This is a genomic window from Streptococcus sp. 68 (assembly GCF_013277415.1).
In the GTDB taxonomy this organism is placed as follows: domain Bacteria; phylum Bacillota; class Bacilli; order Lactobacillales; family Streptococcaceae; genus Streptococcus.
This window is the reverse complement of the sequence record NZ_VMMX01000005.1, coordinates 271,994-290,624: the sequence shown is the minus strand read 5'-3', so window position 1 is coordinate 290,624 and position 18,631 is coordinate 271,994. Positions and strand designations below refer to the sequence as shown.

General features: G+C 42.8%; 19 protein-coding genes, 1 riboswitch and 1 other annotated feature. Of the genes, 16 read left to right on the top strand and 3 right to left on the bottom strand.

The window, feature by feature from the left end; genetic code table 11:
- Positions 1-203: 203 nt before the first annotated feature.
- A riboswitch (purine riboswitch) is annotated at positions 204-299 on the bottom strand.
- 235 nt (positions 300-534) lie between these two features.
- Both HT720_RS03755 and HT720_RS03750 read right to left on the bottom strand, forming a co-directional pair.
- The gene (locus HT720_RS03755; protein ID WP_173274756.1) at positions 535-921 is read right to left on the bottom strand and encodes a VOC family protein; all 387 of its coding nucleotides are present in this window, start codon (positions 919-921) and stop codon (positions 535-537) included.
- An 11-nt stretch (positions 922-932) separates the two neighbouring features.
- Complete coding sequence (locus tag HT720_RS03750) at positions 933-1,760, bottom strand: exodeoxyribonuclease III (RefSeq protein WP_173274755.1); 828 nt, start codon at positions 1,758-1,760, stop codon at positions 933-935.
- A 219-nt stretch (positions 1,761-1,979) separates the two neighbouring features.
- Here HT720_RS03750 and HT720_RS03745 point away from each other — a divergent pair, with 219 nt between their 5' ends.
- The 16 genes from HT720_RS03745 to trpA all read left to right on the top strand — a co-directional run bounded on the left by HT720_RS03745 (position 1,980) and on the right by trpA (position 17,992).
- Complete coding sequence (locus tag HT720_RS03745) at positions 1,980-2,879, top strand: type II CAAX endopeptidase family protein (protein WP_173274754.1); 900 nt, start codon at positions 1,980-1,982, stop codon at positions 2,877-2,879.
- Positions 2,863-3,150: an autorepressor SdpR family transcription factor gene (locus HT720_RS03740; protein ID WP_000006510.1), complete on the top strand. Its 288-nt coding sequence runs from the start codon at positions 2,863-2,865 to the stop codon at positions 3,148-3,150. The genes HT720_RS03745 and HT720_RS03740 overlap by 17 nt, the downstream gene beginning before the upstream one ends.
- Complete coding sequence (locus HT720_RS03735; RefSeq protein WP_164226056.1) at positions 3,131-3,772, top strand: SdpI family protein; 642 nt, start codon at positions 3,131-3,133, stop codon at positions 3,770-3,772. Before HT720_RS03740 ends, HT720_RS03735 begins: the two co-directional genes overlap by 20 nt.
- Before the next feature lie 126 nt (positions 3,773-3,898).
- The gene (locus HT720_RS03730; protein WP_173274753.1) at positions 3,899-4,354 is read left to right on the top strand and encodes a DUF3290 family protein; all 456 of its coding nucleotides are present in this window, start codon (positions 3,899-3,901) and stop codon (positions 4,352-4,354) included.
- Positions 4,351-4,986 carry a DUF421 domain-containing protein gene (locus HT720_RS03725; RefSeq protein ID WP_000174448.1) on the top strand — a complete coding sequence of 212 codons (636 nt, stop codon included), beginning with the start codon at positions 4,351-4,353 and terminating at the stop codon, positions 4,984-4,986. The genes HT720_RS03730 and HT720_RS03725 overlap by 4 nt, the downstream gene beginning before the upstream one ends.
- Positions 4,987-5,040: 54 nt before the next feature.
- The gene (locus tag HT720_RS03720; RefSeq protein ID WP_173274752.1) at positions 5,041-6,786 is read left to right on the top strand and encodes an ABC transporter transmembrane domain-containing protein; all 1,746 of its coding nucleotides are present in this window, start codon (positions 5,041-5,043) and stop codon (positions 6,784-6,786) included.
- Positions 6,776-8,518, top strand: a complete 1,743-nt coding sequence (locus HT720_RS03715; protein WP_173274751.1) for an ABC transporter ATP-binding protein — start codon at positions 6,776-6,778, stop codon at positions 8,516-8,518. Before HT720_RS03720 ends, HT720_RS03715 begins: the two co-directional genes overlap by 11 nt.
- 130 nt (positions 8,519-8,648) lie before the next feature.
- Positions 8,649-9,341 (top strand): sugar transferase, encoded by a 693-nt coding sequence (locus tag HT720_RS03710; protein ID WP_173274750.1) that lies wholly within the window; start codon positions 8,649-8,651, stop codon positions 9,339-9,341.
- Positions 9,342-9,383: 42 nt separating this feature from the next.
- Positions 9,384-10,613, top strand: coding sequence for a DegT/DnrJ/EryC1/StrS aminotransferase family protein (locus tag HT720_RS03705; RefSeq protein ID WP_173274749.1), 1,230 nt, complete (start codon positions 9,384-9,386; stop codon positions 10,611-10,613).
- A 34-nt stretch (positions 10,614-10,647) separates the two neighbouring features.
- Positions 10,648-10,878 (top strand) — a binding site (T-box leader).
- A gap of 854 nt (positions 10,879-11,732) precedes the next feature.
- Positions 11,733-13,094 carry an anthranilate synthase component I gene (trpE, locus tag HT720_RS03700; RefSeq protein WP_173274748.1) on the top strand — a complete coding sequence of 454 codons (1,362 nt, stop codon included), beginning with the start codon at positions 11,733-11,735 and terminating at the stop codon, positions 13,092-13,094.
- Positions 13,091-13,657 carry an aminodeoxychorismate/anthranilate synthase component II gene (locus HT720_RS03695; RefSeq protein WP_173274747.1) on the top strand — a complete coding sequence of 189 codons (567 nt, stop codon included), beginning with the start codon at positions 13,091-13,093 and terminating at the stop codon, positions 13,655-13,657. The genes trpE and HT720_RS03695 overlap by 4 nt, the downstream gene beginning before the upstream one ends.
- A 10-nt stretch (positions 13,658-13,667) precedes the next feature.
- Positions 13,668-14,672 (top strand): anthranilate phosphoribosyltransferase, encoded by a 1,005-nt coding sequence (gene trpD / locus HT720_RS03690; RefSeq protein ID WP_173274746.1) that lies wholly within the window; start codon positions 13,668-13,670, stop codon positions 14,670-14,672.
- Complete coding sequence (gene trpC / locus HT720_RS03685) at positions 14,669-15,436, top strand: indole-3-glycerol phosphate synthase TrpC (RefSeq protein WP_173274745.1); 768 nt, start codon at positions 14,669-14,671, stop codon at positions 15,434-15,436. The genes trpD and trpC overlap by 4 nt, the downstream gene beginning before the upstream one ends.
- The gene (locus HT720_RS03680) at positions 15,423-16,022 is read left to right on the top strand and encodes a phosphoribosylanthranilate isomerase (RefSeq protein WP_173274744.1); all 600 of its coding nucleotides are present in this window, start codon (positions 15,423-15,425) and stop codon (positions 16,020-16,022) included. Before trpC ends, HT720_RS03680 begins: the two co-directional genes overlap by 14 nt.
- Positions 16,000-17,223 (top strand): tryptophan synthase subunit beta, encoded by a 1,224-nt coding sequence (trpB, locus tag HT720_RS03675; RefSeq protein ID WP_000331265.1) that lies wholly within the window; start codon positions 16,000-16,002, stop codon positions 17,221-17,223. Before HT720_RS03680 ends, trpB begins: the two co-directional genes overlap by 23 nt.
- The gene (gene trpA / locus HT720_RS03670) at positions 17,216-17,992 is read left to right on the top strand and encodes a tryptophan synthase subunit alpha (RefSeq protein WP_173274743.1); all 777 of its coding nucleotides are present in this window, start codon (positions 17,216-17,218) and stop codon (positions 17,990-17,992) included. Before trpB ends, trpA begins: the two co-directional genes overlap by 8 nt.
- Here trpA and HT720_RS03665 read toward each other — a convergent pair.
- Complete coding sequence (locus tag HT720_RS03665; RefSeq protein WP_049511498.1) at positions 17,964-18,623, bottom strand: A24 family peptidase; 660 nt, start codon at positions 18,621-18,623, stop codon at positions 17,964-17,966. The two genes, trpA and HT720_RS03665, sit on opposite strands and share 29 nt — an antisense overlap.
- Positions 18,624-18,631 lie beyond the last annotated feature (8 nt).

Here is an 18,631-nt window from a genome sequence, read left to right as displayed (position 1 = left end):
CCCGCCGTAGTGGTAGCATAGACAATAATCTTGTTATTGTCTATGACGGGATTTTTGAGACTTTTGGCTCAAAAATTAGGGATGAAATTCCGAAGGAAGTTGCTCCCGTCCGCACTAATTAAGGGAAATATTAAAAATATTCAAAAAGGACCTACTTAATCTCTAAGTAAGTCCCCAAAATAGGCATGGCAAAAACGACCATACCTCACTGCTAACTTACTTATTGTTAGGTGTTCCGGCACCTTGTAGAAACGTCGTGCCAATTCACGACATAAACAAGTAAAATGATATTTAATTTAAAATAGGCTTGTGCCAATGTTTTTATTTTACACTAAATAACTTTAGAAATCAACTGTTTTGTTAGTGTTTTGGTTTAAAAAGCGAACGAATATAATAAAAATGGGCAAAAGTTAACTTATTAGCTAACATTTAGAAGGTTTTTCCATAATAAAAAGGGCATATTATCAAGATTTTTAAACACCTGACAATATGCCTTTTTCTAACTTTAAAGACTTTTTCCCAATCTTTATTATTCTACTCGCTAAATCTTAAAAAATAGCCATCTGGATCCAAAACTGCAAATTCATGGGGATATATAAAGCTATCTCCTACTCGAAATTCTCTTTTTGTCAGGGGACGATGGATAGGATAGTCAGCTTCCAGCAGTTTTTGGTGGAGCTGAGGAACATCTGCAATGCCAAAGGAAATATTGACACCGCGACCAAATGGGTAGGTCAGTTCAACTAATTCATCCTTTGTTCCCTCCTCTAACATTAGCTGGCAGTCTTCAAGCGAGAGGAAGAGAAATTTCTCCTCTGGACGCTCGTATTCGACAGAGAATCCTAGCAGGTTGCAGTAGAAGTGGCGTGATTTTTCGATGTCAGATACTACAAATTCAGGAATGACAGCTTGATAGTCCATTCGTTTTCTCCTTAGAGTTCAATCTCCATGACAATGGGTGTGTGGTCTTGGCGCGCACCGGAGTCAATCATATCAGATTTAGTGACCTTGTCAGCGATACGGTTACTTGTGAGCCAGTAGTCGATTCTCCAGCCTGTATTGTTGATTTTAGAAGTCTTGCTGCGTTGTGCCCACCAAGTGTAGCGTTCGGGAACATCGCCGTGAACATGACGGAAAGTATCGGTAAATCCAGTTGCCAAGAGGTTGGTAAATCCAGCACGTTCCTCGTCTGTAAATCCTGGTGAACGGCGGTTGCTGGCAGGATTTGCAAGGTCGATTTCATTGTGGGCTACATTGTAGTCACCGGTTGCAAGGACTGGTTTTTCTTTGTCTAGTTGAGCCAAGTACTCAGCATATTTGACATCCCAGACTTGGCGTTCTTCCAAGCGTTTGAGGCCATCGCCAGCGTTTGGAGTGTAAACTTGCGTTACGAAAAAATCATCAAATTCTAGCGTGATGATACGGCCTTCCAAGTCCATGGTAGAAGGGGCACCGATTTCTGGGAAGCTGATAGTAGGCGTAAGTTCTTTCTTATAAAGGAACATGGTTCCAGCATAGCCTTTACGGGCAGGCTCTTGGGAAGAGCGCCACATGTTTTTGTAGCCTGGGAAGAGCTCTTCTAAAATTTCCAGATGTCTCTTTGTAGGACCCTTGGCAGAAAGCTTGGTTTCTTGGATAGCGATAATGTCAGCATTTTCAGCGACCAAGGTTTGTAGGACTTCTTGGGACAATTTGGCACGAGCTGAATCACTAGTTAGGGCAGCATTGAGGGAATCAATATTCCATGAGATAAGTTTCATAAAGTTACCTTTTTCATTCAGATTATAGATTTTATTATACCAAAAAAAGGACTATTTCCCCAACGTATGGTTTGAAAAATTACTCTTTAGACTTTATCCTGAGAAAATAAAAATCCCCTAAACTATTTAGAAAAAAATCTAAATAGCTCTTGTGTTTAGAATAGAAAGGTGTATAATGTTATTTAGAAAAACATCTAAATAGAAAGTGAAGTTACATATATGTCAAATAAAAGAACAATCCTTCTTTTTGTGGTCTTGGCTTATGCCCTTGCTTGGATAATATGGCTGGCACTATGGCTAAGTGGTGTTGGTCTAAATTCTCCATGGAGTCAACTTGCTAGTATTGTAGCTATGTGGATGCCTGCACTTGCAGTCTTTATTTTAGGGAAAATCACGAATCAACCTAGTGGAATCAAATCTAAATTAGTTGTGAATCTCAAGAGGAACTGGAGCTTTTACTTACTAGCTATCTGGTTACCAGCAGTCATCAGTTTTTTAGGAGCGGGACTTTATTTTCTTGTATTCCCTAGTAATTTCAGCCTTGGTTTTGAATCTATTCAAGCTATTTTACAAGAAAAAGGAGTCCTTCAATCACCGATTCCCTTATCTTTCTTGGCTTTGATTCAAATCCTATCTAGTTTGACCTACGCTCCTTTTCTTAATAGTTTCTTTGCATTGGGAGAGGAAATTGGTTGGCGTGGCTATCTTTACCCAGTGCTAAGAGAACGCTTTTCACTAGTTCAGACTCATGTCTTACTTGCTCTCATTTGGAGTCTATGGCATTTACCAATCAATTTGCAAGGATATAATTATGGCCTTACTTATTTTGCTTATCCCGTTTTGGGAGTTGTTGCTATGTTTCTATCTTGTTTTAGCCTAGGAATATTGTTGAGCTGGTTGTTGGAAAAGACAGGTTCTATCTGGGCTTCTGCCCTATTTCATGGGGCAATCAATGCAACTGCAGGTATTGGGTTACTCTTCCAATTACCAGGAGAAAAAGTTTCAAGCCTCTTGATTTTAGGCCCATCACCGACAGGAATGCTATCAGTTCTACCTTGCTTAGTCCTAGCCCTACTAATATTACAAAGGGAAAGGAGTCATTATGAGTTTTGCAAATAGTTTTAAAGCCTTATCTCATCCAGTGAGGAGAGAGATTTTAAATTTACTCAAAGCAGGTAGATTATCTGCAGGAGAAATTGCCAGTCAATTTGAGTTGACTAGTGCAACTATTTCACACCATCTCACGATTTTGAAAGCAGCGGATTTGATTCATGAAATGAAAGAAAAAAACTTTATTTATTATGAGTTAAATACATCGGTTTTAGAGGATATAATGGTTTGGTTAGCAGATCTGAAAGGAGATCATTTTGATGAAGATAAAAATCAATAAGAAATTGGTATTATTTACGAGCATTCTCATCCTACTACCTTCCCTTGTAGGTTGTGTTTTCTGGAATCAATTACCAGAGGAGATACCCACTCATTTTAATCTACTGGGTCAAGCAGATGGCTACAATCATAAAATGTCTGCTATCTTTGGATTACCGACTCTCATGCTTTTGATGCATTGGTTGCTTCTATTTTTAATGATTAAGGATCCTAAATCTAGCAATATCAGTTCAAAAATACAAGTTTTGATTTACTGGATTATTCCTTTTGTATCTTGTCTATTAATGATTTCTATCTTCGGAGAATCTTTGGGTTATTCCATGATGAGTGGGCTACTAGCTCAGATTTTTATGGGAGTCGTGATGATCGTAATTGGAAATTATCTACCAAAAACACACCGAAATTATATAATCGGTATTCGACTACCGTGGACCTTGGAAAATGATGAAAACTGGAGAAAAACGCATCGCCTAGCTGGAAAAATTTGGGTATTAGGAGGATTGTTATTGTTTCTAAATTCCTTTGTGCAACTATATGTTTACTGGGTATTCTTCTTGACACTTTTCTTTGTAGTGATAATTCCTAGTGTCTATTCTTATCAATTATCAAAATCAGAATCTTGAAATAGCTACTGGAGTCATTAGTTTGAGAAGTTGGTCTGATATGTCTATTTCCCCAACGTATGGTTTGAAAAATCACCCTCTTTCGTTTATAATGAAGAATGATTTTATGAAAAGGAGTGAAAATAAATGAAATTTTACTCATATGACTATGTGCTTAGCCAAATCAGTCAGCAAAATGGAATCATGATTGGCTTTGGGATTGTGCTCCTAGCTATCACAGGATTTTTTGCTTTTAAGGCTTATCGCGATAAAAAGGGGACTAAGTTTCGGGAATTGGTCATGATTTTGGCCTTGACTTTAGTAGCCATGCTTTTGGTGACGATTTCAAAATACCAGACCAATCAAGCCTCTAACAATCAATTTCAAACCTCCCTTCATTTTATAGAGGTCGTTTCCAAAGACTTGGGAGTGGATAAATCAGAAGTTTACGTCAATACTTCAGCTACCACTGATGGAGCGCTTGTCAAGGTAGGTCCAAATTTCTACCGCGCTATGAACGGGAGTCAACCGGACAAGTATCTTTTAGAGAAATTAGAATTGCATCAAACAGATGCTATTGAATTGGTGGAGGTAAACAAATGACACTCAACTATATGGAAATTTTAATCAAACTGGCCTTGGGTCTTTTCTCTCTTGTTTTTGTTATTAATGTGACAGGAAAGGGGAACCTAGCACCTAACTCTGCGACAGACCAAATTCAAAACTATGTTCTTGGTGGTATCATCGGTGGGGTGATTTACAATAGTTCAATTAGTATTCTGCAATACGCAGTGATTTTGATGATGTGGACGATTTTGGTCTTGACCCTCAAATGGCTCAACAATAATGTTCGTTTTGTCAAACGCTTGATTGATGGGAAACCAACTCTCCTCATCAAAAATGGGCAGATCGACCCAGAAGCCTGTCGTTCAGTTGGCTTGTCTGCGGCAGATGTTGCTCTCAAACTTCGTAGCCAAGGGATTTTCCAGATGAAGCAAGTTAAACGAGCTGTGCAAGAGCAAAATGGCCAACTCATCGTGGTCCAAATGGGGGATGAAAATCCTAAGTATCCAGTTGTGACTGACGGTGTGATCCAAGTCGATGTTTTGGAATCGATTGGTCGTAGCGAAGAGTGGTTGCTTGATAACCTCAGCAAACAAGGACATGACAATGTTGCCAATATCTTTATCGCTGAGTATGACAAGGGTGCTGTTACAGTCGTAACCTATGAATAAGAAAAACCTGGGGTCTTGGCCTCAGGTTTCCATTTGCAATCAGAAAGGGATTTTATGTCCATTATTCAAAAACTTTGGTGGTTTTTCAAGTTAGAAAAACGCCGTTATCTAGTCGGAATTGTGGCCTTGGTCTTGGTTTCCGTCCTCAATCTCATTCCACCTATGGTCATGGGGCGGGTCATTGATGCCATCACATCGGGGCAATTAACCCAGCAGGACCTCCTTCTTGACCTATTTTACTTGCTTCTTGCGGCCTTTGGGATGTACTATCTGCGCTATGTTTGGCGTATGTATATTCTTGGGACTTCCTACCGTTTGGGACAGATTATGCGCTCTCGCTTATTTGAGCATTTCACAAAAATGTCTCCAGCTTTTTATCAAACCTATCGGACGGGGGATCTGATGGCACACGCAACCAATGATATCAACGCCTTGACTCGTCTCGCAGGGGGTGGTGTTATGTCTGCCGTGGATGCCTCTATCACGGCTCTGGTGACCTTGCTGACTATGCTCTTTAGCATTTCATGGCAAATGACCCTAGTTGCCATTTTACCCTTACCTTTCATGGCTTATGCGACCAGTCGTCTAGGGAGAAAGACCCACAAGGCCTTTGGCGAATCACAGGCTGCCTTTTCTGAACTCAATAACAAGGTACAGGAGTCCGTATCAGGTATTAAAGTGACCAAGTCTTTCGGTTATCAGGCGGACGAGCTCAAGTCTTTCCAGGCAGTCAATGAATTGACCTTCCAAAAGAACCTCCAAACCATGAAATACGATAGTCTCTTTGACCCCATGGTTCTCTTATTTGTTGGTTCCTCCTATGTTTTAACCCTCTTGGTCGGCTCCTTGATGGTTCAGGAAGGGCAGATTACAGTTGGGAATTTAGTTACCTTTATCAGCTACTTGGATATGCTGGTTTGGCCTCTCATGGCCATCGGCTTCCTCTTTAATATTACCCAGCGAGGGAAGGTTTCTTACCAGCGAATTGAGGAACTTTTGTCTCAGGAACCACCTGTACAAGACCCTGAGTTTCCTCTAGATAGTATTGAAAATGGGCGCTTGCAGTATGCCATTGATAGTTTTGCCTTTGAAAATGAGGAAACACTGACAAATGTTCACTTTAGTTTGGAAAAAGGGCAAACACTGGGCTTGGTTGGGCAGACAGGTTCTGGGAAAACATCCTTGATCAAACTCCTCTTGCGTGAATACGATGTGGATAAGGGAGCTATTTATCTGAATGGCCACGATATTCGGGACTATTGTCTGACAGACCTTCGCAGTCTCATGGGCTATGTTCCTCAGGACCAGTTCCTCTTTGCGACTTCGATTTTAGATAATATCCGCTTTGGCAATCCTAATTTGCCCCTTTCAGCGGTCGAGGAAGCGACCAAGCTAGCTCAAGTTTATCAAGATATTGTAGCTATGCCTCAGGGATTTGATACGCTGATTGGTGAAAAGGGAGTCAGTCTTTCTGGTGGTCAAAAGCAGCGTCTGGCCATGAGTCGGGCGATGATTTTAGACCCTGATATCTTGATTTTGGATGATTCTTTGTCAGCTGTGGATGCCAAGACGGAGTATGCGATTATCGACAACCTCAAGGAGACGCGAAAGGACAAAACAACCATTATCACAGCCCATCGCCTCAGTGCGGTTGTTCATGCAGATTTGATTTTAGTCCTGCAAAATGGTCAGATTATCGAACGAGGCAGGCACGAAGACCTACTAGCCATGGATGGCTGGTATGCCCAAACCTACCAGTCTCAGCAGCTGGAAATGAAGGGAGAAGAAGATGCAGAATAAGAAAGAACAATGGACTGTATTGAAGCGCTTGGTGTCTTATCTCAAGCCTTATGGTCTTCTGACCTTTTTGGCACTCAGCTTGCTCCTAGCAACGACGGTCATTAAAAGTGTCATTCCCCTTGTGGCTTCCCACTTTATTGACCAGTATCTCAGCAATCTTAACCAACTCGCTGTGACCGTTTTGCTGGCCTACTATGGTCTTTATCTCCTACAAACTCTAGTTCAGTATGTCGGCAATCTTCTCTTTGCGCGGGTGTCCTACAGTATTGTCAGAGATATTCGTCGCGATGCCTTTGCCAATATGGAGAAACTAGGCATGTCTTATTTTGATAAGACGCCAGCAGGCTCCATCGTCTCTCGTTTGACAAATGATACCGAAACCATCAGTGATATGTTTTCGGGAATTTTGTCCAGCTTTATCTCAGCAGTTTTCATTTTTCTGACAACTCTTTATACTATGTTGGTGTTGGATTTTCGTTTGACAGCTTTAGTCTTGCTCTTTCTACCCTTGATTTTCCTTCTGGTCAATCTCTATCGGAAAAAGTCAGTGAAAATCATCGAAAAAACCAGAAGTCTCTTGTCGGATATCAATAGTAAGCTGGCTGAAAATATCGAGGGAATCAGGATTATCCAGGCCTTTAATCAAGAGAAGCGCCTACAGTCAGAGTTTGATGAAATCAACCAAGAACACTTGGTCTATGCCAACCGTTCTGTAGCCTTGGATGCCCTCTTTTTGAGACCTGCCATGAGTTTGCTGAAACTTCTAGGCTATGCAGTCTTAATGGCCTATTTTGGCTACCGTGGTCTTTCTATCGGGATAACGGCCGGAACCATGTATGCCTTTATCCAGTACATAAACCGCCTCTTTGATCCCTTGATTGAGGTGACGCAAAACTTTTCAACCCTTCAAACGTCCATGATTTCTGCAGGCCGTGTCTTTGCCTTAATCGATGAGAGGACCTATGAGCCTCATCAAAAAGATGGGCAAGCCAAAGTCCAAGAGGGCAATATCCGTTTTGAACATGTGTGCTTCTCATATGATGGCAAACATCCGATTCTGGATGACATTTCTTTCTCCGTTAATAAGGGTGAAACCATTGCCTTTGTGGGGCATACAGGTTCAGGGAAATCTTCGATTATCAATGTCCTCATGCGTTTTTATGAATTTCAGTCAGGCCGAGTTCTCTTGGATGGTGTGGATATTAGGGACTACAGTCAGGAAGAGCTGAGAAAGAACATCGGTCTGGTCTTGCAGGATCCCTTCCTCTATCATGGGACCATTAAGTCCAATATCGCCATGTACCAAGAAATCAGTGATGAGCAGGTAAAGGACGCAGCTAGCTTCGTGGATGCAGATTCCTTTATTCAAGAACTTCCTCAGGGATATGACGCCCCTGTTTCTGAGCGTGGCTCCAGTTTTTCAACAGGTCAGCGTCAGCTTCTTGCCTTTGCTAGAACAGTCGCCAGTCAGCCTAAAATTCTGATTTTGGATGAAGCGACAGCCAATATTGACTCTGAAACAGAAAGTTTGGTTCAAGCTTCACTGGCTAAGATGAGACAGGGACGAACAACCATTGCCATCGCCCATCGTCTTTCGACCATACAAGATGCCAACTGTATCTATGTTTTGGACAAGGGGCGCATTATCGAGAGCGGATCCCATGAGGAACTTTTGGCCTTGGGAGGAACCTATCACAAGATGTATAGCTTGCAGGCAGGGGCCATGGCCTAATACTCTTTGATTTTCATTGAGTGTAAGAAGGAAATCCTTCAAATTGCAGATTTCTTTCACCGCCTTTTCCATTTTGTGGTATAATGAAAAATGTTGACAAATAGTATAATAAAAACAAAGGAGAAACAGCATGCTGAAATGGGAAGACTTGCCCGTGGAAATGAAATCAAGCGAGGTTGAGTCTTACTACCAGCTTGTTTCTAAAAGGAAGGGTTCGCTGATTTTCAAGCGTTGTTTGGACTGGGTTCTAGCCTTGGTCTTACTGGTTCTGGCCTCTCCCATCTTTCTCATCTTGAGCATTTGGATCAAGTTGGATAGCAAGGGGCCAGTGATTTACAAACAAGAGCGCGTGACCCAGTACAATCGATCTTTCAAGATTTGGAAGTTCCGTACCATGGTGACGGATGCGGATAAAAAAGGCAGTCTGGTGACTTCTGCTAACGATAGTCGCATTACCAAGGTTGGCAATTTCATCCGCCGTGTGCGTTTGGACGAACTGCCTCAGCTGGTCAATGTCCTGAAAGGCGAAATGTCCTTTGTAGGGACGCGTCCTGAAGTGCCACGCTACACGGAGCAGTATAGCCCTGAAATGATGGCGACCTTGCTTTTACCAGCAGGGATTACCTCTCCAGCCAGCATCAACTACAAGGATGAGGACACTATCATCAGTCAAATGACGGAGAAAGGTCTGTCGGTTGACCAAGCCTATGTCGAACACGTCCTTCCTGAAAAGATGCGCTATAACCTTTCTTATCTCCGAGAATTTAGTTTCCTTGGAGACATCAAAATCATGTTTCAAACCGTGTTTGAAGTGCTAAAATAAAGTAGTCATGAGAAAATGAGTACAGATAAAAGGAGCAAATCAATGCCAAATTACAATATTCCATTTTCACCTCCCGATATTACAGAAGCAGAAATTGCTGAAGTAGCGGATACCCTTCGTTCTGGTTGGATTACAACAGGTCCTAAGACCAAAGAACTGGAGCGTCGCTTGTCCCAATACACACAGACGCCTAAGACTGTCTGCCTTAACTCTGCGACAGCCGCTCTGGAGTTAATTTTGCGTGTGCTTGAAGTTGGGCCTGGTGATGAAGTCATCGTTCCAGCCATGACCTATACAGCTTCATGTAGTGTTATCACTCACGTAGGGGCGACCCCTGTCATGGTGGATATCCAAGCAGATACGTTTGAAATGGACTATGACCTGCTGGAGCAAGCCATTACTGAAAAGACTAAGGTGATCATCCCAGTAGAGCTCGCAGGGATTGTTTGCGATTATGACCGTTTGTTCCAAGTTGTGGAGAAAAAACGTGATCTCTTTACCGCTTCAAGCAAGTGGCAAAAAGCCTTTAACCGTATCGTGATTGTTTCTGATAGTGCCCATGCTTTGGGATCTACTTATAAAGGACAACCAGCTGGTTCTATCGCTGACTTTACTTCATTCTCTTTCCATGCCGTTAAGAACTTTACAACGGCAGAAGGTGGAAGTGCGACTTGGAAGGCCAATCCAGCGATTGACGACGAAGAGATGTACAAGGAATTCCAAATCCTTTCCCTTCACGGGCAAACTAAGGATGCCCTTGCCAAGATGCAACTGGGTTCATGGGAATACGATATTGTCACACCAGCTTACAAGTGCAATATGACAGATATCATGGCTTCCCTTGGTTTGGTACAATTGGAGCGTTACTCTGGTTTGCTAGAACGTCGTAAGGACATTGTGGACCGCTATGATCGTGGTTTTGCAGGTTCTCGTATCCATCCATTGGCACACAAGACTGATACTGTTGAATCTTCACGCCACCTCTACATCACCCATGTAGAAGGTGCTACCCTAGAGGATCGCAATCTTATCATCCAAGAATTGGCCAAAGCAGGCATTGCAAGTAACGTACACTACAAACCGCTTCCGCTCTTGACAGCCTATAAGAACCTTGGCTTTGATATGGCGAATTATCCTAAGGCTTATGCCTTCTTTGAAAATGAAATTACGCTCCCTCTTCACACTAAATTAAGCGATGAAGAAGTGGACTATATCATTGAGACTTTCAAAACAGTTTCTGAAAAAGTACTAACTTCATCAAAAAAATTGTAAAAAAGTCTTGACAAAGAAAAAACAAAGTATTAAAATAAGTTCAACAAATCAGAAAAGTAACTATTTTTGATCTTCAGGGAGCCTGTGGTGATTGTGAACAGGTGATTGGAAGTAGTGAAAGTGGGCTGATTTTGAAAATGAATTTGAAACAATGAAAATTCGGTGCGCACACCTTACAGTGCAACTTGTTGTTAGACAAGGCAGAGATGTAAAGGGGATAGTCCCTTTATAATTGAGGTGGCACCGCGTTACCAACGCCCTCACACGGAAGTATATTCTGTGTGTGGGCTTTTTTCTATCCGTCATTTTGTTTATCTTTTATTAGGGCGTTAAGTCGCTTTGATGAACTTGAGTTCTATCTGCAGCTCCTTGCCTACTACTAAAAGCAAACAAAACGGCCGGACTAATATGAAAAAAGCTAGTAAAGGTGTACCGAGATGAACCTCTCATCATCAATGTCTCTGGTCGTGGAGACAAGGACGTAGCTGCGATTGCAGACTACCTTGAAGCTAAAAAATAAAAGATGGAAAAATTACAGTCTTTTCTCTCACAGAGAGCTTGTGGTCGCTGGAAACAAGCAGAGAAAGTTGTAAGGTTGGGTCCATCTGAAACGAGAGAAGAAAACATAATTCTCAAGGGAGTGCCCTTTATCGCACAGCCTGTTACAGGAGGTATCTGAGACAGGAATGAGAGATAGGAGAAATCCTATAATTGAGGTGGCACCGCGAATTTCGTCCTCACGCAAGTTATTTTGCGTGGGGATTTTTATATGTCTATTATAGGTTCAGCTGTTTAGTTTTAAATTATTGTTCATTATTAAATAGATTGCTACAAAAAATTTGCGAACGAAGTGAGCTTTTAAAAGATATTTCCCGCCATAGTGGTATCTTAGAGAAGCAAATATGTTTCTATAGGACGGAATTTTTGAGAGTAAAATAGTTCGGGGAACTATTTTAGCCTGAGCATAGAAATGAATGAGCGAGGAGCCCAAAAATTAGGTCTTTCATTTCATGGATTTCTAAAATCATCCACTGGATAATTTTACCTCCCGTCCGCACTATTTAAGGGAAATAGAAAAAGATAAAAAATTAAAAATAAGGAACTGAAAGGGAAATTACAATGGAACGAATCATTCATGGAGATGTCTTATCACCAATCTTGGCTTATATGCGTCTAAAGGGGCAACACAAGGTTATCTTAGAAAGTATTCCGAGAGACAAGGAAACCGCTCGTTTTTCTATCTTAGCCTATAATCCAGTTTTTGAGATTAAGTTTGAAAATGGAGTCCTTTATCAAAATGGTCAAATGATTGATCGGGATCCCTTGGATTTCCTTTATGAAGTGACTCATAAGAGCCAGCACCATTCAGACCTACCTTTTGGTGGGGGAGCCATTGGTTTTGTTGGTTACGATATGATTTCGCTTTATGAAGAAATTGGTCAAATTCCTGAAGATACAATTGGAACGCCAGACATGCATTTCTTCGTCTATGAGAGTTACATGGTCTTTGACCACAAGAAGGAAAAAATCCATGTCATCGAGGATGCTCTTTATAGTGAGCGTAGCCAAGAAGACTTGGAAGAAGCCTTGAACCAAGTGCTTGAGGAATTACGCATTCCTGCTCCAAATGAATTTGAAGATTTGGATCTATCTCCGTTAGACTTCAAACCGCATATCGCTCCTCAGAAGTTTGAGGAAATGGTGGAAACAGCTCGTGACTTGATTCGTAATGGCGATATGTTCCAATGTGTACTCAGTCAGCGCTTCTCAGCAGAAGTTACTGGAAATCCATTTGACTTCTACAGAAATCTCCGCGTGACCAATCCATCTAATTACCTCTATTTCTATGACTTTGGGGATTATCAAATCATCGGTGCCAGTCCAGAAAGTTTGGTTTCTGTCAAAAATGGCATCGTGACAACCAATCCGATTGCAGGGACACGACCAAGAGGAGCTATGGATGAAGAAGACAAGGCTTTGGCGACAGACCTGCTTTCGGATGAGAAGGAAACAGCAGAACATAGGATGTTGGTAGACTTGGGACGTAACGATATTGGCCGCATTTCTGAAACGGCCAGTGTCCAAGTAACCAAGTATATGGAAGTGGAGCTTTTCCGTTATGTCATGCATTTGACCAGTGTGGTCAAGGGGCGTTTGCTTCCAGAACTCACTGCTATGGATGCTTTGAAAGCAACACTTCCTGCTGGAACTGTTTCTGGAGCACCAAAGATTCGAGCGATGAGACGCATCTATGAACTGGAAACGGAAAAACGGGGCGTATACGCAGGAGCAATCGGCTACTTGTCTGCGACAGGTGATATGGATTTCGCCATCGCTATCCGAACTATGATTCTTAAAAATCAAAGAGCCTATGTGCAGGCTGGGGCAGGGATTGTCTACGATTCCATCGCCCAAAACGAATACCAAGAAACCATTAACAAAGCAAAATCTATGACTAGAATTGGAGAACTAAGACCATGATTTTATTGATTGACAACTATGATTCTTTTACCTATAACTTGGCGCAGTACATTGGGAATTTTGCAGAAGTGCAGATCTTGAGAAATGATGATCCCAAGCTGTATGAAGAAGCTGAAAAAGCAGATGGTCTGGTCTTTTCTCCTGGTCCTGGTTGGCCAGTTGATGCTGGAAAGATGGAAGATATGATTCGTGACTTTGCTGGCAAGAAGCCGATTCTTGGGATTTGTTTGGGCCACCAAGCCATTGCAGAAGTCTTTGGTGGTAAGTTAGGTTTGGCTCCAAAAGTCATGCATGGGAAACAGAGCAATATCAACTTTGAAGCGCCATCTGTTCTGTATCAAGGTATCGAGGATGGCCGTGCGGTCATGCGTTACCACAGTATTTTGATTGAGGAAATGCCAGAAGACTTTGAAGTGACAGCTCGTTCGACTGATGATCAAGCTATCATGGGAATTCAACACAAAAGCCTTCAAATTTATGGCTTCCAGTACCATCCAGAGAGCATTGGAACGCCAGATGGCTTGTCTTCTATTCGGAATTTTATCGAGAAGGTTGTAAAGTGAGGAAACTAGGATGAAAGAGATTATTGAAAAGCTAGCAAAATTTGAAAATTTATCAGGTGTGGAAATGACGGATGTCATTGAGCGTATCGTAACTGGGCGTGTAACGGAGGCGCAGATTGCTTCTCTCCTTTTAGCTCTTAAGATGAAGGGGGAAACACCTGAGGAACGCACAGCCATTGCCCAAGTCATGAGAGGACATGCCCAACATATTCCAACTGAAATTCATGATGCTATGGACAACTGTGGTACAGGTGGGGACAAGTCTTTCAGCTTTAACATCTCTACAACTGCAGCCTTTGTCTTGGCTGGTGGCGGTGTTCACATGGCCAAGCACGGTAACCGTTCGATTTCTTCTAAATCTGGTTCTGCAGATGTCCTCGAAGCCTTGGGTATCAATCTAGACCTCAAACCAGCTGAACTAGGTAAGGTCTTTGATAAAACTGGAATCGTCTTTCTCTTCGCTAAAAATATGCACCCAGCTATGAAATACATCATGCCAGCTCGTTTGGAATTGGGAATTCCAACGATTATGAACTTGACTGGTCCCCTGATTCATCCAATGGCTTTGGAAACACAGCTTCTTGGTATTAGTCGTCCAGAACTTCTAGAAAGTACAGCTCAGGTTTTGAAAAATATGGGCCGCAAACGTGCCATCGTGGTTGCTGGGCCAGAAGGATTGGATGAAGCTGGTTTGAATGGAACAACCAAAATTGCACTTCTTGAAAATGGCGAAATTACCTTATCAAGCTTTACTCCAGAGGATTTGGGAATGGAAGGCTACGCTATCGAAGATATTCGTGGAGGCAATGCTCAGGAAAATGCAGAAATTTTGCTTAGCGTTCTGAAAAACGAACCAAGTCCATTCTTGGAAACGACAGTCTTGAATGCTGGCCTTGGTTTCTATGCTAATGGTAAGGTTGATAGCATCAAGGAAGGAGTTGCCTTGGCCCGCCAAGTGATTGCTAGTGGCAAGGCTCTTGAAAAACTCAGACTGTTACAGGAGTACCAAAAATGAGTCAGGAATTTTTAGCACGAATTTTGGAGCAGAAAGCGCGTGAGGTTGAGCAGATGGAGCTGGAGCAAATCCAGCCCCTGCGCCAGACCTATCGTTTGGCAGAATTTTTGAAGAATCACCAGGATCGTTTACAGGTAATCGCTGAAGTTAAGAAGGCTAGCCCTAGTCTGGGAGATATCAATCTCGATGTGGATATTGTGCAACAGGCCCAGACTTATGAAGCGAACGGAGCAGTGATGATTTCTGTTCTGACAGATGAAGTTTTCTTTAAAGGGCATTTGGATTATCTGCGGGAGATTTCCAGTCAGGTACAGATTCCAACGCTCAACAAGGACTTTATCATCGATGAAAAGCAAATCATCCGAGCTCGTAATGCGGGTGCGACAGTTATCTTGCTCATCGTCGCGGCCTTGTCAGAAGAACGTCTCAAGGAACTTTATGACTATGCGACAGAGCTTGGTCTGGAAGTCTTGGTGGAAACCCACAATCTAGCTGAACTAGAGGTAGCTCACCTCCTTGGAGCTCAAATTATCGGGGTCAATAACCGCAACTTGACCACCTTTGAAGTTGACTTGCAGATCAGTGTGGACTTGGCTAAACATTTCAAAGATGATTGCTTGTACATTTCTGAATCGGCTATTTTCACAGGGCAGGATGCGGAACGAGTAGCACCATATTTTAACGGAATTTTAGTTGGGACAGCCCTTATGCAGGCAGAAGATGTAGCCCAGAGAATCAAGGAGTTGCAGATTGACAAAGGTTAAAATTTGCGGATTATCGACCAAAGAAGCAGTGGAAACAGCCGTTTCAGCAGGAGCCGACTACATCGGTTTTGTCTTCGCACCTAGTAAAAGACAGGTGACCTTGGATCAGGCTGCTGAGCTGGCAAAGATTATTCCTACAGATGTCAAAAAGGTTGGTGTATTTGTTTCACCAAGTCGTGCAGAACTGCTAGAAGTCATTGACAAAGTTGGCTTGGACTTGGTTCAAGTTCACGGTCAGGTGGCAGATGATTTATTTGAGAATTTGCCTTGTGCCAGCATTCAGGCGGTGCAGGTGGATGGAAATGGTCATGCGCCCAATTCTCAGGCAGACTATCTACTCTTTGATGCCCCTGTGGCTGGGAGTGGCCAGACCTTTGACTGGGCTCAACTGGATACGATTGGACTAACTCAGCCCTTCTTTATCGCAGGTGGGCTTAAGGAAGACAATGTAGTACAAGCAATTCAACACTTTACTCCCTATGCAGTAGATGTATCAAGCGGAGTGGAGACAGACGGACAAAAAGATCATGAAAAGATTAGAAGATTTATAGAGAGGGTAAAGAATGGCATATCAAGAACCAAATAAAGATGGATTTTACGGAAAATTCGGTGGACGTTTCGTCCCAGAAACATTGATGACAGCAGTTTTAGAGTTGGAGAAGGCCTACCGTGAAAGTCAGGCAGACCCAAGTTTCCAAGAGGAATTAAACCAACTCTTACGCCAGTATGTGGGGCGTGAAACTCCTCTTTACTACGCAAAAAACTTGACCCAGCATATTGGCGGAGCCAAGATTTATCTCAAACGTGAAGACCTCAACCATACAGGGGCCCACAAGATTAACAATGCCTTAGGACAAGTTTTGCTTGCCAAACGCATGGGTAAAAAGAAAATTATTGCTGAAACAGGTGCTGGTCAGCACGGTGTAGCAACTGCAACTGCTGCAGCCCTCTTTAACATGGAATGTACTATCTATATGGGTGAGGAAGATGTCAAACGCCAAGCCCTCAATGTCTTCCGTATGGAGCTTTTGGGAGCCAAGGTTGAGGCAGTGACAGACGGTTCGCGCGTGCTCAAGGATGCGGTCAATGCAGCTCTTCGTTCATGGGTAGCTAATATCGATGATACCCACTATATCCTTGGTTCTGCCTTGGGGCCTCATCCATTCCCAGAAATCGTTCGTGACTTCCAAAGTGTCATCGGTAGAGAAGCTAAACAACAGTACCGTGACTTAACAGGTCAAGATTTACCAGATGCCCTAGTAGCCTGTGTTGGTGGTGGTTCAAATGCCATCGGTCTCTTCCATCCCTTTGTAGAAGATGAGTCAGTAGCTATGTATGGGGCTGAAGCAGCAGGACTTGGTGTGGATACAGAGCATCACGCAGCGACTTTGACTAAGGGTCGTCCGGGTGTCCTTCACGGTTCCCTCATGGATGTGCTCCAAGATGCCCATGGTCAAATTCTTGAAGCCTTCTCTATCTCAGCAGGATTGGACTATCCTGGTATCGGTCCAGAACATTCTCACTACCACGATATCAAACGTGCCAGCTATGTCCCTGTGACAGACGAAGAAGCTTTGGAAGGATTCCAACTCTTGTCTCGTGTGGAAGGGATTATCCCAGCCTTGGAATCTAGCCATGCTATCGCTTTTGCAGTGAAATTGGCCAAAGAACTTGGACCAGACAAATCCATGATTGTCTGCCTATCAGGTCGTGGGGACAAGGATGTGGTTCAAGTCAAAGACCGCTTGGAAGCAGATGCAGCAAAGAAGGGAGAAGCTCATGCCTAAGACACTAACAGAAAAATTAAATGCTATTAAAGCAACTGGAAAAGGAATTTTCGTTCCCTATATCATGGCTGGAGACCATGAGAAAGGTTTGGATGGTCTAGCTGAAACAATCCACTTTTTAGAAGATTTGGGTGTTTCGGCTATTGAAGTGGGTATTCCCTTTTCAGATCCTGTCGCAGATGGACCTGTTATCGAAGAAGCTGGTTTGCGTAGTCTAGCCCACGGGACCTCGACACAAGCTTTGGTTGAAACCTTGAAAACCATTGAAACAGAGGTTCCGCTGGTCATCATGACCTACTTCAACCCCCTCTTTCAGTACGGTGTGGAGAACTTTGTCAAAGATTTGGCAGATACAGCGGTTAAGGGCTTGATTATTCCAGACCTACCTCATGAGCATGCCAACTTTGTAGAACCATTTTTGGCAGATACAGACATAGCTTTGATTCCTTTAGTAAGCTTGACCACAGGGATTGAGCGTCAGAAAGAGTTGATTAAAGGAGCAGAAGGCTTTGTCTATGCCGTTGCCATCAATGGAGTGACAGGAAAATCAGGCAATTACCGTGCAGACTTGGACAAGCACTTGGCACAATTGCATCAAGTAGCCGACATTCCAGTCTTGACAGGATTTGGCGTATCTAGTCAAGCCGATGTAGAACGCTTCAATGCGGTATCAGATGGTGTTATCGTTGGTTCGAAAATTGTAAAAGCTCTCCACCAAGGAGAGCCGATTGAGGACTTTATCAAACAAGCAGTAGCTTACCAAAAATAATCACACAAGCAGCAAGTAAGAGGAAAGGTACGAAAGGAAGTCTTTCCTTTTTCTTTTGTAGGAGAAAGGCTAGAATCCCTGTCGCAGAAGCAAACTGAATCAAGATGAGTAATTCGGTTGCACTAAAGACGAGAGCACAAGAAGCTAAAAAGAGGAAATCCCCTGCACCCATGCGGATATCGATAAAATGAGCCACAATTCCAAGGACAAGGAAGAAGACCATGACCAGATTCCAGCCAGAGCAGGCTATTAGGATTAGGTGGAAAGTCATCCAGACCAGTAGAGGATATTCCTGATGGCGAAAGTCGTAGATGCCCAAGGTTAAACCAGTAGTGATTAGGATGACTTGTCCCAAGGAAAGGAAGCCCCAAGAGTAAGATAGAAATAGGAGACCTAAGCCTAGTTCCAAAAGGGCATACCAGACAGGATAAGGAGCCTTGCAGTAGCGACAGCGAAAGAGATGAAAGACCTGCGAGAGAATTGGAATCAAATCTAAGGGATGCAAGCGAGTCTGACAGGAATCGCAGTGACTAGCAGGGCTTATAATGGATTGCTCTGGAAAACGGTCAATGACCAAACCAAGAAAGGAAGCGAGAATGCTCCCGACAAGAAAAAAATAAATATCAATCATATTTATCT